12 protein-coding genes are annotated in these 13,364 nt (G+C 71.4%); 9 read left to right on the top strand and 3 right to left on the bottom strand.

Features of this window, described 5'->3' with window-relative positions; all coding sequences use genetic code 11:
* Positions 1-157 precede the first annotated feature (157 nt).
* The 5 genes from ACWGJ2_RS10175 to ACWGJ2_RS10155 all read left to right on the top strand — a co-directional run bounded on the left by ACWGJ2_RS10175 (position 158) and on the right by ACWGJ2_RS10155 (position 5,613).
* Positions 158-850: a single-stranded DNA-binding protein gene (locus ACWGJ2_RS10175; RefSeq protein ID WP_453345559.1), complete on the top strand. Its 693-nt coding sequence runs from the start codon at positions 158-160 to the stop codon at positions 848-850.
* Between the two features lie 192 nt (positions 851-1,042).
* Complete coding sequence (locus ACWGJ2_RS10170; RefSeq protein WP_453345558.1) at positions 1,043-2,524, top strand: Cys-Gln thioester bond-forming surface protein; 1,482 nt, start codon at positions 1,043-1,045, stop codon at positions 2,522-2,524.
* A gap of 276 nt (positions 2,525-2,800) precedes the next feature.
* Positions 2,801-4,465 (top strand): energy-dependent translational throttle protein EttA, encoded by a 1,665-nt coding sequence (gene ettA, locus ACWGJ2_RS10165; protein ID WP_453345557.1) that lies wholly within the window; start codon positions 2,801-2,803, stop codon positions 4,463-4,465.
* 22 nt (positions 4,466-4,487) lie between these two features.
* Positions 4,488-4,976, top strand: a complete 489-nt coding sequence (locus tag ACWGJ2_RS10160; protein ID WP_453345556.1) for an acyl-CoA thioesterase — start codon at positions 4,488-4,490, stop codon at positions 4,974-4,976.
* Positions 4,942-5,613, top strand: coding sequence for a hypothetical protein (locus tag ACWGJ2_RS10155; protein WP_453345555.1), 672 nt, complete (start codon positions 4,942-4,944; stop codon positions 5,611-5,613). The genes ACWGJ2_RS10160 and ACWGJ2_RS10155 overlap by 35 nt, the downstream gene beginning before the upstream one ends.
* Before the next feature lie 118 nt (positions 5,614-5,731).
* Here ACWGJ2_RS10155 and ACWGJ2_RS10150 read toward each other — a convergent pair whose 3' ends face one another.
* The 3 genes from ACWGJ2_RS10150 to ACWGJ2_RS10140 form a co-directional block, all read right to left on the bottom strand.
* Positions 5,732-6,136 carry a globin gene (locus tag ACWGJ2_RS10150; RefSeq protein ID WP_453345554.1) on the bottom strand — a complete coding sequence of 135 codons (405 nt, stop codon included), beginning with the start codon at positions 6,134-6,136 and terminating at the stop codon, positions 5,732-5,734.
* An 89-nt stretch (positions 6,137-6,225) separates the two neighbouring features.
* Positions 6,226-7,371, bottom strand: coding sequence for an ABC transporter permease (locus tag ACWGJ2_RS10145; protein ID WP_453345553.1), 1,146 nt, complete (start codon positions 7,369-7,371; stop codon positions 6,226-6,228).
* A complete protein-coding gene (locus ACWGJ2_RS10140) occupies positions 7,368-8,096 on the bottom strand; it encodes an ABC transporter ATP-binding protein (RefSeq protein WP_453345552.1) in 729 nt (242 codons plus the stop codon). The genes ACWGJ2_RS10145 and ACWGJ2_RS10140 overlap by 4 nt, the downstream gene beginning before the upstream one ends.
* Positions 8,097-8,271: 175 nt before the next feature.
* Here ACWGJ2_RS10140 and ACWGJ2_RS10135 point away from each other — a divergent pair, with 175 nt between their 5' ends.
* The 4 genes from ACWGJ2_RS10135 (at position 8,272) to ACWGJ2_RS10120 (ending at position 13,221) form a co-directional block, all read left to right on the top strand.
* On the top strand, positions 8,272-9,354 hold the full coding sequence (locus ACWGJ2_RS10135) for a methyltransferase domain-containing protein (RefSeq protein WP_453345551.1): 1,083 nt from the start codon (positions 8,272-8,274) through the stop codon (positions 9,352-9,354).
* 177 nt (positions 9,355-9,531) lie between these two features.
* The gene (locus tag ACWGJ2_RS10130; RefSeq protein ID WP_453345550.1) at positions 9,532-10,266 is read left to right on the top strand and encodes a TSUP family transporter; all 735 of its coding nucleotides are present in this window, start codon (positions 9,532-9,534) and stop codon (positions 10,264-10,266) included.
* Positions 10,267-10,513: 247 nt separating this feature from the next.
* Positions 10,514-12,007 carry a hypothetical protein gene (locus tag ACWGJ2_RS10125; protein WP_453345549.1) on the top strand — a complete coding sequence of 498 codons (1,494 nt, stop codon included), beginning with the start codon at positions 10,514-10,516 and terminating at the stop codon, positions 12,005-12,007.
* A gap of 17 nt (positions 12,008-12,024) precedes the next feature.
* A complete protein-coding gene (locus ACWGJ2_RS10120; RefSeq protein WP_453345548.1) occupies positions 12,025-13,221 on the top strand; it encodes a glutamate ABC transporter substrate-binding protein in 1,197 nt (398 codons plus the stop codon).
* Positions 13,222-13,364: the final 143 nt, after the last annotated feature.

The following is a 13,364-nucleotide window of genomic DNA, read 5'->3' as shown; positions in this document are numbered from 1 at the left end:
CTGGCACGTCATACCCAGCTTTGGGCGGGATCCGCCCGGCATTGCCGGAGACGTGCATCCTGGAATCTCCGCGGGGCCGGAGCAAGGACGGCCCGGAGAGCACGAGACGCGGCGGCCGTCGTGAAAGCGGCGGTCGCCCAGGGGGAGGCGGTTTGCTGTGCATGAGGCACATGTGACGGTGGTGGGGAACGCGGCGACGCAGGTCGAGTTCAAGACGTCGGCGTCCGGGGCCCCGGTCGCCCGGTTCCGGCTCGCGAGCACGGTCCGGCGCTTCGACCAGCAACGGGGCTGCTGGTCGGACGCGTACACCAGCTTTTTCACGGTATGGGCCTGGCGCGGTCTCGCCGCGAACGTCGCGTCGTCGGTGGCCGTCGGCGAGCCGGTCATCGTGCAGGGGCAGTTGCGGATCCGGGAGGGCGAGAAGGAGGGGCGGCGCTTCGTGGCCGCGGATCTGACCGCGTCGACGGTCGGGCACGACCTCTCGCGCGGCACCTCGGCCTTCGTCCGCGTGGTCCAGGCGAAGCCGGGCCTGACGCCCTCCCCTTCCCTTTCTCTCTCCTCTTCCCCTTCCTTCTCGGCGCCCTTCCCGGGCGTGCCGGACGAGGGCGAGCGGGGAGGCGGCGGCGCGCCGCCGGGCGGTGCGGTGCCGGAACCGGCGGCGCTGGAGGCGGCCCCTCCGGGCGGGGAGGAACGCGTGCCCCTGGCACTGGAAGAGGGGCCGGAAAAGAGGGCCGGAGGGAGGCCGGAAAAGAGGGCCGGAGGGAGGCCGGAAAAGGAGCCGGACGGGAGTGTGATGTGGGCAACTGCGGTTCCCGGCGCGGTTGTTCCAGGTCAGCGGGCCGGGTCGTGAACGTCCCGGTCCGTTCGGATTCGCTGATAACGATTGCGAGTCAGAACGCTTGTGCGCCGGGATTGATGGGGAACGTGTTACGCCTGCTCTCTACGATCCGTCGCGTAGCTGACGGGGGTTGAGCGTTCATGGGCGAGACACCACCAAGGGGGCGACTGCCATCGCCGTCCGTCTCGCCCAGAGGGGAAGACCATGACGTTTGTACGCAGGCGGGCCATCGTTCGCCGGGCTGTCGCGGCAGTGGCCTCAGCAGGGCTGCTCGCTGCCGGGACACTGGCCGGCGCGGGTCCGGCCGCCGCCGCGGGCGCGCCGTCGCCGCACGGCGGCGCGACGGCGACACTGCACGGCCTGGAGACCTACGACCAGGCGGTGGTCCGCAAGGACGGCGAGAGCAGAAAGACCGGGGCCGGGCTCTTCGAGATGGGGGTCCAGGGCGGGGGCACCCTCCAGTCCTACTGCGTGGACGTCGACAACCCCACTCAGGAGCAGGCGCGTTATCAGGAGGTGCCCTCCAGTGCTTCCTCGCTGCACGCGAACAAGGAAGCGGGGAAGATCCGCTGGATCCTGCGACACTCGTATCCGCAGGTCAATGACCTCCAGGCGCTCGCGAAGTCGTCCGGTGCCAAGAGGCTCACGCCGGACACGGCAGCGGCGGGGACACAGGTCGCGATATGGCGGTATTCCGACGACGCCGAGGTGGAGGCCCTCGATCCGGACGCCGAGAAGCTCGCCGACCACCTGGAGAAGGCCGCCCGGAACGTCTCCGAGCCCCGTGCCTCGCTGAGCCTCGAACCCGCCGAGGTCTCGGGCAAGGCGGGCGGCAGGATCGGTCCCGTCACGGTGCGCACGAGCGAGCCGAGCGTGGCCGTGGCACCCGCTGCCGACGCCGCGGCCAGCGGCGTCCACCTCGTCGGCAAGGACGGCAAGCCCGTGGACACGGCCCGTAACGGCACCGAGCTGTATTTCGACGTGCCGGAGGACACGGATCCCGGCAGCACCTCCCTCACCGTGCAGACCTCGGCCAAGGTCCCCGTCGGCCGCACCTTCGCGGGCGTCGGCGAGCACGCCAAGAGCCAGACGCAGATACTCGCCGGGTCCAGTTCCTCCACGGTCTCCGCGACCGCGACGGCGAACTGGGCAGACGGCGGAGCGATACCCGCCGCCACCGCCCAGAAGAACTGCGCCAAGGGCGGTGTGGACGTCACCGTGACCAACGGCGGTGACGAGCCCTTCGCCTTCCGCCTCTCCGGCGAGAAGCACGAGATACCCGTGGGCGGCAAGGACACGATCACGGTGCCGGTCGAGGAGGACCAGTCCTACCGGATAGCGATCTCCGGGCCTCACGGTTTCGAGAAGACCTTCTCCGGAGTGCTGGACTGCGCCACGGCGAGCGCCGTGAGCACACAGGACGAGACGGACATGGCGCCGCAGACCCAGCCGGCCACGGTCGGTGGCGGGGAGGGCATCACCGCGGACGGCTCAGCCGACCTTGCCGAGACCGGTGCCAGCAGCAGCACCCCGTGGATCATCGGCATCGCCATCGGCCTGGTGGTCGTCGGCGGCGTGGCGGTCCTCGCCGTACGCAGGCGCGGCCCCGAGACGGCCGAGGGCACCCCGAGCACCGAGGGCGACGCGAGCGCCGGGGGCACCGGGAAGGCCGACGGCAAGGAGTAGCCGCACGGCTGCGCACACGTACACGTACCGCGCTCGGAGACGGGCCTGGGTGGGACGTGGCCGGGCCCCGGAGCCGTGCCGGAAGGGCGGTCCGGGGGCCGGTGCCGGGCCGGGGCGGTGACCGCCCCGTTTCGGGCCTGGCGGGGGTGTGCGGCAAGATGGGTTCTATATGCCTACGCGGCGATGTCGCGCTCGACCACGCGGCAGCCCGTCGCGTGATGACCTGCGCGGCGGCTCCCGCCGCTTCGACACCTACAGATTGCCGGACGGTTCCTCTTGGCTGAGTACATCTACACCATGCGCAAGGCGCGCAAGGCGCACGGCGACAAGGTGATCCTCGACGACGTCACCCTGAGCTTTCTGCCCGGCGCGAAGATCGGTGTCGTGGGCCCGAACGGCGCCGGTAAGTCCACGGTGCTGAAGATCATGGCCGGGCTGGAGCAGCCGTCCAACGGTGACGCGTTCCTCTCTCCCGGTTACAGCGTCGGCATCCTGCTCCAGGAGCCGCCGCTGGACGAGACGAAGACCGTGCTGGAGAACGTGCAGGACGGCGTCGCGGAGATCAAGGCGAAGCTCGACCGCTTCAACGAGATCGCCGAAGAGATGGCCACCGACTACTCCGACGCGCTGATGGAGGAGATGGGCCAGCTCCAGGAGAAGCTCGACCACGCCAACGCCTGGGACCTCGACGCCCAGCTCGAGCAGGCCATGGACGCCCTGGGCTGCCCGCCCGGCGACTGGCCCGTGGTCAACCTCTCCGGTGGTGAGAAGCGCCGCGTCGCGCTCTGCAAGCTCCTGCTGGAGCAGCCGGACCTGCTCCTCCTCGACGAGCCCACCAACCACCTGGACGCCGAGTCCGTCCAGTGGCTGGAGCAGCACCTCGCGAAGTACCCCGGCACCGTCATCGCGATCACGCACGACAGGTACTTCCTGGACAACGTCGCCGAGTGGATCATGGAGCTGGACCGCGGCCGTGCCGTGGGCTACGAGGGCAACTACTCCACCTACCTGGAGAAGAAGCAGGCCCGTCTCAAGGTCGAGGGCCAGAAGGACGCCAAGCGCCAGAAGCGTCTCAAGGACGAGCTGGACTGGGTGCGCTCCAACGCCAAGGGGCGGCAGGCCAAGTCGAGGGCCCGTCTGACCCGTTACGAGGAGATGGCCGCCGAGGCCGAGAAGACCAGGAAGCTGGACTTCGAGGAGATCCAGATCCCGCCGGGCCCGCGACTGGGCAACGTCGTCGTCGAGGTCGAGCACCTCCACAAGGCGTTCGGCGACAAGGTCCTCATCGACGACCTCTCCTTCACCCTCCCGCGCAACGGCATCGTCGGCGTCATCGGCCCGAACGGCGCCGGCAAGACGACGCTGTTCAAGATGATCCAGGGCCTGGAGGAGCCGGACGCGGGCGCCATCAAGGTCGGCGACACGGTCAAGATCTCCTACGTCGACCAGAGCCGCGAGAACATCGACCCCAAGAAGACGCTGTGGGCGGTCGTCTCGGACGAACTGGACTACATCAACGTCGGCCAGGTCGAGATGCCCTCGCGCGCGTACGTGTCGGCGTTCGGCTTCAAGGGCCCGGACCAGCAGAAGCCCGCGGGCGTGCTCTCCGGCGGTGAGCGCAACCGCCTGAACCTGGCGCTGACGCTCAAGCAGGGCGGCAACCTGCTCCTCCTCGACGAGCCGACGAACGACCTCGACGTGGAGACGCTCTCCTCTCTGGAGAACGCGCTGCTGGACTTCCCCGGCTGCGCCGTGGTCGTCTCCCACGACCGCTGGTTCCTGGACCGCGTGGCCACCCACATCCTCGCCTACGAGGGGGAGTCCAAGTGGTTCTGGTTCGAGGGCAACTTCGAGTCGTACGAGAAGAACAAGATCGAGCGGCTGGGCCCGGACGCGGCCCGTCCGCACCGCGCTACCTACAAGAAGCTCACGCGCGGCTGAGGACGGGACGGGCGAGCTGAGCGTGCGACACACATACCAGTGCCCCCTGCGCTGGTCGGACATGGATGCCTTCGGGCACGTCAACAACGTGGTCTACCTCCGCTATCTGGAGGAGGCGCGGATCGACTTCATGTTCCGGCTGGCGCGGGAGGCGGCGTCGTCGGTGGACGCGGAAGCGAACGCGGACACGGGCGAGGGGGACGGGGCCGGTGAGGTCGCACCGTTCACGGGCGGCACCGTCGTGGCGCGGCACGAGATCGATTACCTGCGCCCGCTGGTGCACCGGCACACGCCGGTCACCATCGAGACATGGGTGACCAAGATCAGTGCGGCGTCCACGACGGTGGCGTACGAGGTCAAGGACGCGGACACGGTGTACGCACGGGCGCAGACGATCATCGTGCCGTACAACCTGGAGAAGGAACGCCCCCGGCGGCTCACGGCCGCCGAGAAGGGGTTCCTGGAGGGCTATTTCGATGACAGTGCGGCAGCGGCGGCTGGTATTCGCTGACCCCGGAGAGGCGGCGGGGCTCGTCGCGTTCCTGGGGCGGCTGCTGCGCTGGGAGAAGAACGCGGCCGTCCGAATCCAGGCGGGCGGCGGCGTCGCGGCGGTCTTCGCCAAGCCCGCGCGGTTCGAGGTGCTGGCCGTCCTGACCGGGCGTCTGCTGGAGCCGGTGGAGCTGGATGTCACGGTCTCCGCGGGTGAACTCCTGGAAGGCGTCGTGGAGAAGACCGAGACGGTGACCGTTCCCAGCGCCGTCACGGGCCCGCCCTGGGCCGGGGTGCTGCCGCCGAAGGGCGGCTGGCAGGCGTTCGCCGACGTGCCGCCGGACGCGGTGCGGGCTGTCGCCGCCGCGGCGGTCGGCGAGTTCCGCGAGCGCGCCGAGAAGCTGGGGGTGGGGCCGCGCAAGCCCACCCGCGAGGAGCTGGACGCGCTCGCGGAGGAGATCTGGTCGCGGCCCCTGGGCAGGACGGAACTTCCGCTGCGCGCGGCGCACGCGGCACACGCGCTGGGGTTCCTGCGCGGCAAGGAGCCTGTGTCGCTGCTGCGGGCGGGTACGTGGCTGCGGCTGCGTACGCCCTACGGCTCCGTGGTGGTACGCCGCCCCGGCGAACGCGGCTCGGGGCTGAGCGTCACCCCCGTGTGAGTGCCACCCCCGTGTGAGCGTCACCCCTGTGTGGGCGCCCGCCCTCCCCGTTTCCCCGCCCGTTTTCCTCCGCCCCCCGCTCCGTGTCCCCGTGCCCCGGCCGGGGCACGGGAGGGGGTCAGTCCGCGGAGTTGACCATGGACCTGGCCGCGTACACGAGGTAGTCCCAGAGCTGACGCTCGTGCTCGGGGGCCAGTTCCAGGCTCTCGACGGCGTCGCGCATGTGCCGGAGCCAGGCGTCGTGCGCCGCCTGGTCGACCTTGAACGGCGCGTGCCGCATGCGCAGCCGCGGGTGGCCGCGGTTGTCGCTGTATGTGCGGGGGCCGCCCCAGTACTGCATCAGGAAGAGCGCCAGGCGCTCCTCGGCCGGGCCGAGGTCCTCCTCCGGGTACATGGGACGCAGCAGCGGGTCTTCCGCCACGCCCTGGTAGAACCGGTGCACGAGCCGTCGGAAGGTCTCCTCGCCGCCGACCTGCTCGTAAAAGGTCTGCGTCTGCAAGCTGCCGCGCGGAATCTCCATCACTCCTCCATGGTCGCAGACGCGACGACCCAGGCCCTGAGACCTAGTCCCCGGCCCGCTCCACCTCGGCCCTCGGCGTCCCACCGTGGGCACTACGCGTCGTCCCACCGGAACAGCCGCGACGCGAGCAGCGTCAGAAGCGCGGCGAAGGCGAGCAGGCCGCCCATAGTGGGCAGCGCGTCGCCCCAGCCTCCGCCGCGGCTCATGACGTCCTGCATCGCCTGGGAGAGGTGCTTGAGCGGCATGAAGTCGGAGACCGTGCGCACCCACCCCGGCGCGGCGTCCAGCGGGAAGAAGGCGCCGGACAGGAAGGCCATCGGGAGGATGACGATCTGCGCGAGGCCGTTGGCGGCCTCCTCGGTCTTCGCCCAGGAGCCGACGACCAGGCCGATGGACAGGAACGCGAGCGTCCCGCACGCGACCAGCGGCAGCGCGAGCCACCAGTGACCGGTGAGCCGCAGCCCGTAGTACGGCAGCGTGGCGACCCCCAGGAAGACGAGGGTCTGGGCCGCGGCGAGCGCGAGGTTCACCCCGACCCGCGCGCCGATCACCGAGGTCGCGCTCACCGGGGCCAGCCACAGCCGCCGCAGGATCCGCTTCTTGCGCCAGCTCACCAGGTTGAACGCGGCCCCGAACACCCCTCCCATCGCGATCGCCCAGCCCAGCAGCCCCGGGGTGAGGTACTGGATGGGCTTGACCGACCTGTCCTCCACCTGCGCCGTCGCCAGCCGGAAGGCGGGCGGCTGCCCGGTGGCACGCTGGTTGGCCTGCTGGACGACGGAGTCGATGACGCCGCGCACGGTACCGGCACGTACGGAGTCGGCGGCCGAGTAGCGCAGCTCGATCGCGGCACCCTCGGCGCCGTCGGCCCCCTTCGCGCCGTCGGCCCCCTTCACGCCGTCTGCCCCCTTCGGGGCGGAGCCGCGCTGGAAGACCACCGCGTCCATGTCGCCCTCGCGCACCCGCTCCATGGCCTGCGCGCGGGCCTCGGCCGAGCCGTCCGTCTTCTCGACGCGCAGCACGTCGCGCAGTTGGGCGCGTTCCTTGTCCGGGATGGCGTCCAGTACGGCGACGTCGCCGACCTGCACGATCTTCGCCTGGGTCGTCGAGTCGCCCTTGAACAGGGCGCCGAAGAGGACCAGGAACATCAGCGGGAAGACGAGCGTGAAGAAGACCGCAGTGCGGTCGCGGAACATGCCCAGCGCCATGGCCCTGGACAGGCTGAGGAAGGCCGTCATTCCCTGTACTCCCTCCCCGTGAGCTGGAGGAACACGTCCTCCAGCGACGCGACGGCCAGCTCCTCCACCAGCGCGGCGGGCGTCCCCACGCGCAGCATGCGGCCGTGGTCCATGACGGCGACCCGGTCGCACAGCACCTCGGCCTCGTCCATGTAGTGCGTGGTCAACACGACCGTGCGGCCCTCGGAGTTGATCCGTCGCAGCAGGTCCCACAGGTTGCGGCGCGCCTGCGGGTCGAGCCCCGTGGTGGGCTCGTCCAGGAACACCAGTTCCGGGTCGTGCACCAGCGCGCACGCGATCGACAGCCGCTGCGCCTGCCCGCCGGAGAGCTTGTTCTCGCGGGTTCCGGCCTTCTCCGTCAGCCCCACGGTCTCCAGCATCGCGTCGGCGCGTGCGGCGGGGACGCCGTAGAGCGAGGCGAAGGTGTGGATCTGTTCGCGGGCCGTGAGCCGTTCGAAGAAGGACGAGGACTGGAGCTGTACGCCGACGCGCCGCAGCAGCGCGGGGTCGCGCGGCCAGGAGGGGCGCCCCAGCAGCGTCGCGGAGCCCTCGTCGGGCTCGCGCAGTCCTTCGACCAGTTCCAGCGTGGTGGTCTTGCCCGCGCCGTTCGGTCCGAGGATGCCGTAGAACTCGCCGCGTCCGACCTCGAACGAGACGCCGTCGACGGCCTGTGTCTCCCCGTACCGCTTGCGCAGACCCTCGACCTTGATCGCGGCGTCCGTCATGCGGCGAGGCTAGCCGCGGATCGTCGCGGAAGGACCTCTTCCGCGACGACGCCCCGCCACGACGCCCCACGACGCTCTCCCGCGACGCCCCTCGCGGGCCCGCTCCCCGCCCCTCCCCGGAGCGGGGCCCGTGTCGGCCCTCGCGTCCTGGGGCCGTGCGCCGCACAGTGGAGGTATGGGTGGAGCGTCGGACCTCGTAAAGGAGATCGTCGCGGGCGGTGCGCTCACGGACCCGGCCTGGCGCGCGGCCTTCGCCGAGGTGCGGAGGGAACTGTTCGTGCCGTACTACTACACGGTGTCGCCGGGCGGCGCCCGGGAGCGGCTGTGGCGCGACGACCCCGATCCGCGGCGCAGGGAGCGCTGGCGCGAGGGCGTGTACGACGACGTACCGCTGGCCACGCGGATGCGCGACGGCGAACTGATCTCGTCCAGCAGCCAGCCCTCCCTCATGGCCCGGATGCTGGAGGCGCTGGAGGCCGGTGACGGCATGAGCGTGCTGGAGATCGGCACGGGCCCCGGCTACAACGCTGCCCTGCTCTCGCACCGGCTGGGCGACTCACGCGTCACGACCATGGACCTGGACCCGGACATCACGGAGGCGGCACGCGCCCATCTGGCCGCCGCCGGCTACCGGCCCCGGGTCGTGACGGGGAACGGGGCGCGCGGCTGCCCTGCCCACGCGCCGTACGACCGGATCATCGCCACCTGCGCGCTGCCGCGCGTACCGGAGGCGTGGCCGGAGCAGTGCGCGCCGGGCGCCCTCGTGCTGGCCCCCATCGCGACGGGGCTCCTCCGCCTCCGCGTCACCGGCACGCGCTACGCCACCGGGCGCTTCCTGGAGACCCCGGCCTTCTTCGTACCGCTGCGCGGGGGCGGCCCCGCGACGCCCACGGGCCAGGCGGCGGCAGCGGCCACGGAGCCGGGCGCGCCGACGGAGCGGACGGAGCCGACGGCCGGGGGACCTAGCGGATCCGGCGCGTCCGGCGAAGAGGACCAGGCGGAGGGCCGGGACGCCGAGGAGGCCGAGATCCCGCGCCGCGTGCTGCGCGACGACTCGTTCCGCTTCCTCCTCACCCTCAGCGGCGGCTCCCTCGACCGCCCGCGCGCCTACGCACTCTGGCGCCGCGCGGGCCGCCCAGCGCGCGAGCGCTACGGGGTGACGTTGCGGGACGGCGCCCAGTGGGCCTGGCTCGACGACGAGGACGGGCCCGACACCTGGCCGCTCGGCGAGCAGCCGACGGCGCGGTCGCGGGACTGAACCGTCAAGAGCACCAAGAGCACCAAGAGCACCAAGAGCACCAAGAGCGCCAAGAGCGTCAAGAGAGCCGAGAGCATCAAGCCGGTCAAGGGCGCCAACTCGGCCGAAACGCGGGGATTACCACCAATGGCTGTACGGCCCACTGACCTGTGGCCGTGCGGCACCTAGCCTCAAAAGGTGGCCTCCGCCTGGTACTTCCTCGTGCTGCTCGGCGGTGTCGTGCTGCTCGGCTCGTCCGTGCAGCGGCTGGCCGGGATCGGGTTCGGACTGGTCGGGGCGCCGGGCCTCGTGCTGCTCATGGGGCCCGTGCAGGGGGTCGCGCTCGTCAACTGCGGGAGCGTCGCCATCAGCGCCGTGGGGCTCGCGGCCACCTGGCGGCTGGTGCGGCTGCGCACCATGCTGCCGCTGGTGGCGGCGGCCGGGGTGAGCGTCCCGCTGGGCGCCTACGTGGCACGGGCGCTGCCCGAACCCGTGCTGCTCACCGGGCTCGGCTCGCTGGTGACCGTTGCCGTCCTGCTGGTCATGTGGGGTGTGCGCGTGGGCGGCCTCTATGGCACCGGGGGCGCGCTGGCCGCCGGCGCGGTGAGCGGCTTCATGAACTCCTCCGCCGGTATCGGCGGCCCCGCGCTCTCCCTCTACGCCGTCAACGAGGGCTGGTCGGCGCGGGACTTCGTGCCCAACGCGCAGTTCTACGGCCTGGTCGTCAACGTACTCTCGGTCTTCGCCAAGGGCGTGCCCCGGCTCACCGGGTCCGCCTGGCTGCTGGTCGCCGTGACCATGACCGTCGGCATCCTGCTCGGCGGCGTCATAGCGGCCCGTACCCCCGAACACGCGGCCCGTCGCGTGATCCTGGGCCTCGCCCTCGGGGGCGGGGTGGTCACCCTCGCGAAAGGGGTGTGGCTGCTGCTGTGAGGGCCGGGTGCCTTCAGGGCCCGGCCGGGCCCAGCCGGGTCCGTCACGGGAACCGGACGTGTTCGAGCCGCGTGGTGAGGAGCAAGGGGGCTCTCCGCAGATCGCGGCCGGCACGGGATGGCCCGTCTCAAAACGGTGTCGTTGTCAGCCGCTGCGGCCATACTGCTTGCCGTGGACTCCATGCCCGCCGCCGACGGTGCGCCGCAGGGCACGGGGCCCCGTCAGCGACCAAGGGGGAGGTCTCGAAGTGACACAGCCGCCGGGCGCGCGACCACCGTCGCCGCCTCCCGTCACGCCGCCCGCCTCCTCACCCTCCGCCTTCCCGCTCCCGTCCGCGGCCTCGGCGCCCGCCTCCGCCTCCGCTCCGGGGCCCGCTCCCGATCCTGCTTTCGTCCCCGTCCCCACCCCCGTCGTCCCCCAGGGCAGGCGCCGCAGCGCCTGGACCGAGGGTGTGCACAGGGTGCGCGCCGCCGCGACGACGGAGCCGGGCCGGCTGCGGGCCATCGGCGCCGTGCTCGCGGCGCTGATCGTGCTGTTCGGGGTGGTGACGGCCTGGGAGGTCTCCGAGCGGGAGGCCGCGGCCGAGGCCGTCGTCGAGCACAGCCAGCCGCTCAGCGTCGACGCTGCCCGCATCTACCGCTCACTCGCGGACGCCGACACCACGGCGGCGAGCGGCTTCCTCGCGGGCGGGGACGAGCCGCGTGCCGTGCGCGAGCGCTACGAGAAGGACATCAGGGACGCCTCCGAACTGCTCGCCAAGGCGGCGGCGAACTCGGACAGTTCACGTTCCGCGCAGCGCCAGATAGCGAAGCTGAACAGGACGCTGCCCGTGTACACGGGCCTGGTCGAGTCGGCCCGAGCCAACAACCGGCAGGGCCTGCCGCTGGGCGGTGCGTATCTTCGCTACGCCAATGAACAGATGCGCGAAGAGATGCTTCCTGCCGCCCGCGTGCTCTACACGGCGGAGACGGCACGGCTCGGAAACGACTACGAAGAGGCGAAGCGTTGGCCATGGTTCGCGCTCGGCACGGGAGTGCTGGCACTGGGCGCGCTCGGCTGGGCCCAGCGGCGCAACTACCGCCGCACGAACCGAGTGTTCAACCTCGGCCTCGTGGGCGCCACGGCCGCCTCCCTCGCCGTCATGCTCTGGCTGACGGCGGGGCACGGGGTCGCGCGCTGGAACCTGAGCGAGTCCGACGAGAAGGGCGCGCGCTCCCTCCAGGCGCTCAACGAGGCGTGGATCGGCGCGCTCCAGGCCCGTGGCGACGAGAACATGACGCTCGTGGCCCGCGGCGCCGGGAGTGCCTACGAGGAAGCGTTCCAGAAGCAGATGGGCGATGTCGCGGGCCGGGGCACGGACCGGGCGGGCCAGGGGCTGCTGGAGGACGCGCTGTTCCTTGCCGACGACAGAGCGGGCAGCGAGCCCGTCGAGGAGGCGCAGCACGCGGTCGGCATCTGGAAGGACCGGCACAAGGACGCCAGGGGCGAGGACGACGCCGGGGACTACGACGCGGCCGTCGAGGGCGTCATCGGGGCCGAGGGCTCGACGGGCGAGTGCTTCGACAACGTCGACGCCAGCCTGAGCAAGGCCAGCGCGCACGAGCAGGAGGAGTTCGAACGCGCCGCCGACGACGGGCGGGGCGGCTTCGCGGGGCTCGCCGTGGGCGCGGCGGTGCTGGCGGTGCTGGGCGCGGCGGCCGGGGTGCTCGGCGTCGGGCGCAGGCTGTCGGAGTACAGGTGACGGGGAGGGGGACGGGCATGGACCGCTCAGGGCCAGGACGAGTACAGGGGCGAGGTCAGGGGAGCGGACGCGAACCGGCGCTGTACCGCCGCCGTTCCGGTTCCGGCCGCCCGTACGTCGCGGGGGGCCGGGAACGCGAGCGCTACGGGAAGCCGGTCGCCGTCGCGGCGGGCGGGCTCGCCGTCGTCATCGCGGTGCTGGTCTCCACGGTGCTGTCGGTGAGCGCGTCCGGCACGCACGAGCACGAGCGCGGGCGCGGCGGTGACGGCCCGGGCGTCGGCGTCCAGGACGGGACCGGAACCGGAAACGGCACCGGTGACGGCGTCGGCCCGGGCACCTCGCAGGTGCGGTCGGCCGCCGCTCCCGAGCAGGAGACCTGCGAGGACGGCAAGGACCCGGCGGAGAGCCTGCGGCCCTCGGACAAGGCGGGCGAGGCCGTCGAGCGCATCCGGAAGCGGGACCGGCTCATCGTCGGCGTCGACCAGAACAGCTATCTGTGGGGGTTCCGTGACCCCTCCACGGGCAAGATCGACGGCTTCGACATCGACCTCGTCCGCGCCCTCGCCGAGGATCTGCTCGGCGAGGACCCGGAGATCACGTACAAGACCATCCCCACCGACCAGCGCATACCCGCGGTCCAGAAGGGCGAGGTGGACATGGTCGTGCGGACCATGACCGTCAACTGCGAGCGCATACGCGAAGTCGCCTTCTCCACGGCCTACTTCGAGGCGGGCCAGCAGCTCCTCGTCCCCAAGGAAAACGCGCGCGTGAAGGGGTTCGACGCGAGCATGCGCGGCAAGCGGCTGTGTTTCGCCGACGGGTCCACGGCGCAGGCGCTGATGGAGAAGGGGAAGTACAAGGCGCTGGGCGCGAAGCCCGTCGTGGTGCCCAACCAGCTCGACTGCCTGGTCCGCATGCAGTTGGGGAAGGCCGACGCGACGCTGACCGACAGCGCGCTGGGCGCGGGGCAGGCCGCGCAGGATCCGTCGGTCGAACTCATCGGTGACCCGGAGACGATTGAGCCGTACGGTATCGCGATGAACCTGGAGGACGAGGACTTGGTCCGATGGGTCAACAAAAGACTGGACGCGTACCGCTCCGGCGGCGACGACAGCGAGTGGCGCCGGTCCTACGACAAATGGTTCGCCGACGACATCATGAGTGCGGCGGACGGGAAGGATCCGGCGCCACCGGAACCGAAGTACCGCGACTGACCGACGTAGCCGACGTAACCGATGTGACCAACGGAACCGACCGACTGACCGACTGACTGACCGACGCAGCAGACCGACTGACGTAGCCGACCGACTCGGACACACGCCGATCCGTACGCACGGACGAGAGAGCAGTGAGGTGA

The organism is Streptomyces sp. NPDC054796 (assembly GCF_053611545.1).
The sequence above is the reverse complement of the archived record's forward strand: the minus strand, read 5'-3'. Positions and strand labels throughout refer to the sequence as shown.

Excerpts from the sequence above, each read along its gene's own strand:
- ACWGJ2_RS10170 (WP_453345558.1), top strand. The coding sequence starts at position 1,043 with ATGACGTTTGTACGCAGGCGGGCCATCGTTCGCCGGGCTGTCGCGGCA.
- ACWGJ2_RS10155 (WP_453345555.1), top strand. The coding sequence starts at position 4,942 with ATGACAGTGCGGCAGCGGCGGCTGGTATTCGCTGACCCCGGAGAGGCG.
- ACWGJ2_RS10145 (WP_453345553.1), bottom strand. The coding sequence starts at position 7,371 with ATGACGGCCTTCCTCAGCCTGTCCAGGGCCATGGCGCTGGGCATGTTC.
- ACWGJ2_RS10140 (WP_453345552.1), bottom strand. The coding sequence starts at position 8,096 with ATGACGGACGCCGCGATCAAGGTCGAGGGTCTGCGCAAGCGGTACGGG.
- ACWGJ2_RS10135 (WP_453345551.1), top strand. The coding sequence starts at position 8,272 with ATGGGTGGAGCGTCGGACCTCGTAAAGGAGATCGTCGCGGGCGGTGCG.
- ACWGJ2_RS10120 (WP_453345548.1), top strand. The coding sequence starts at position 12,025 with ATGGACCGCTCAGGGCCAGGACGAGTACAGGGGCGAGGTCAGGGGAGC.